The sequence below is a fragment of the Pseudomonas sp. GL93 genome (assembly GCF_003408955.1).
GTDB lineage: Bacteria > Pseudomonadota > Gammaproteobacteria > Pseudomonadales > Pseudomonadaceae > Aquipseudomonas > Aquipseudomonas paracarnis.
Genome location: NZ_NKRF01000010.1, coordinates 1 through 1,853, shown reverse-complemented (window position 1 = coordinate 1,853; position 1,853 = coordinate 1). Strand labels below are relative to the sequence as shown.

Here is a 1,853-nt window from a genome sequence, read left to right as displayed (position 1 = left end):
AGCCATGTAAGGCCTTGAAGGCTTCCTCGCCGTTAACCAAGGGGAAATAAGCCGCCATGGCGGGATGGTATTCGGTATCACACACAAACCAGGGTGCACCGCATGTCGCCTCCTGGGTGTGCTGAAGGGCAAGGGGCACGACGATGTCGGATTGACTTTGCGTCATCCGAGCAGCCCCCACTCCACCGCTTCATCGCGCAAGGTGATCTTTTCGGAGAGCGGCCAAGGGCGTGGGTAAGTGCGCTCGACTTGATGTACTGGCATGGTCTCGCCCTGTTCAAAGTGGCGAATGACTTCTTTCCACCTAATCGCGAGATCGTTGGGCCAGATGATTTTCCAGTAGCCCGTCTCCGGGCAGGTCTCACCGCTGTAGCAGATACGCACCGGGTAATTGGCTTGGCTGAAAGCCGGGGAACCGGGCATTGGCTTTCCGGTGCCCGGATCGAGCACCATGGCTTTGGCCAGTTGGTTGATCAGTGTCTCGGTGGGCTTGGGCGGTGGGACGTTGGCCAGGCGGGCTTCCAGCCATTGCAGCTTGCCGTCCCAGGCGGGGAGTTTGGCCGGGGGTAAGGGGAGGATATCGTTGATTTCGGGGACTTTGGGGTCGGCGTAGGAGTAGTTACCTAGTACTTTGCCGATTTGCTCGTAGCGTTCTGCACGCTCCAAGTCTTCCTGTTGGCCGAGGTAATGTAACTCGTTAGTGGATGGCGGATTACGAAAACCTTTGCTTAAAAAAGAGGCCGAAACGCTGCTACCAGCAGCGACTCCTAATTGGAACGCCTCAAGCGCTTCATGGTATTTTTTCCCATATTTGAGATCAACACCTAATGCCGTAGCGGCTTTACCATGCGCTTGTTCAGCAGCGCAACGATACATTTGGCGAGCGACATCCGGAGCAATATTACTCGGTTCTAGTTTGTCACCCACGTAATACTGGGCCTGAGCATTGCCCAGATCAGCCGCCTTACGGTAGTAACGCAACGACATTTCCGGGTCTTTCTTCAGCCCGGCAGAACCCTGTTGCAAGAAGATCCCGATAAAGTAATAACCCGTCGCAACTTTTGCCTCGATCAATTGCTGGCTCAAGCGCAAGTGTTCCTCACCCCGCAACTTGAAGAATCCACGCATCGTGCCATTCTGCAAATTGATATTGGCCTTGTAATGACCGTTCTCGGCAGCAGTGCGATACAACCGTTCGATCTCAACATCGACCGTCTTGTCTTGCTTGAGTTGGTTGTTCTTCTGCAACCAACGCGCGTACTGGAACAACTCATCGGCTTCGGCGGATGGTGCAGGGATCTTTTCGTGTACACAGGTAAAAGCCAGCTTGGCCTTGATTTCAGTGAGCGGATTCAAGACCACACTTAATGGACGCGCAGAGACGCTATAGCTCATTAAGGCTGCGCTCAGTAGTGTTACGACAAAAGACAGGCGCATCATCCGAGCAGCCCCCACTCCACCGCTTCATCGCGCAAGGTGATCTTTTCGGAGAGCGGCCAAGGGCGTGGGTAAGTGCGCTCGACTTGATGTACTGGCATGGTCTCGCCCTGTTCAAAGTGGCGAATGACTTCTTTCCACCTAATCGCGAGATCGTTGGGCCAGATGATTTTCCAGTAGCCCGTCTCCGGGCAGGTCTCACCGCTGTAGCAGATACGCACAGGGAAATTGGCTTGGCTGAAAGCCGGTGAACCGGGCATTGGTTTTCCGGTGGCCGGATCGAGCACCATGGCTTTGGCCAGTTGGTTGATCAGTGCCTCGGTGGGCTTGGGCGGTGGGACATTGGCCAAGCGGGCTTCCAGCCATTGCAGCTTGCCGTCCCAGGCGGGGAGTTTGGCCGGGGGTAAGGGGAGGAT

Annotated in this window: 2 protein-coding genes; both read right to left on the bottom strand. The window is 55.4% G+C overall.

Annotated features, from left to right (window positions below; translation table 11 throughout):
* Nucleotides 1-162: 162 nt before the first annotated feature.
* A complete protein-coding gene (locus CER19_RS02825; RefSeq protein WP_371921534.1) occupies nt 163-1,395 on the bottom strand; it encodes a sel1 repeat family protein in 1,233 nt (410 codons plus the stop codon).
* Nucleotides 1,396-1,436: 41 nt separating this feature from the next.
* A partial coding sequence (locus CER19_RS28715; protein ID WP_256660361.1) for a DUF6396 domain-containing protein occupies nt 1,437-1,853 on the bottom strand: 417 nt, incomplete at its 5' end.